The organism is Paenibacillus sp. GbtcB18 (assembly GCF_019091125.1).
GTDB lineage: Bacteria > Bacillota > Bacilli > Paenibacillales > NBRC-103111 > Paenibacillus_F > Paenibacillus_F chitinolyticus.
This window is the reverse complement of sequence record NZ_JAGXJX010000200.1, coordinates 1-335: the sequence shown is the minus strand read 5'-3', so window position 1 is coordinate 335 and position 335 is coordinate 1. Positions and strand designations below refer to the sequence as shown.

The 335-nt window shown below is 54.3% G+C and carries 1 pseudogene; it reads left to right on the top strand.

Features of this window, described 5'->3' with window-relative positions:
- Positions 1–117: 117 nt before the first annotated feature.
- Positions 118–335 (top strand): annotated as a pseudogene (locus KVT34_RS30040) (amidohydrolase); the annotation flags it as partial.

The window sequence follows — 335 nt, the reverse complement described above, 5'->3', positions numbered from 1 at the left end:
TAACGCAAAGGAGCCGGAAGTGGTAGCGAGTCCGTGTTTGTATTACAATAGACTTACATCCGAAAGTTAACGACGGGGCGCCGCCCCTACCTCTGACATACATATGGAGATCCCGCCATGAAGGAACGAATCTATATCACCATCGATTTCCACACGCCGGAGTTTCAAGCGATTTCAACTTATATCGGGCAAAATCCCGAGCACGGCCATGAAGAATTTCTGGCCTGCGCCCGGCTGATCGAAGAGCTGGAGCGGCACGATTTCACGGACGAACGGGCCGTGCTCGACATTCCGACCGCTTTCATCGGCGTGTATGACTCGGGCAAGCCCGGACC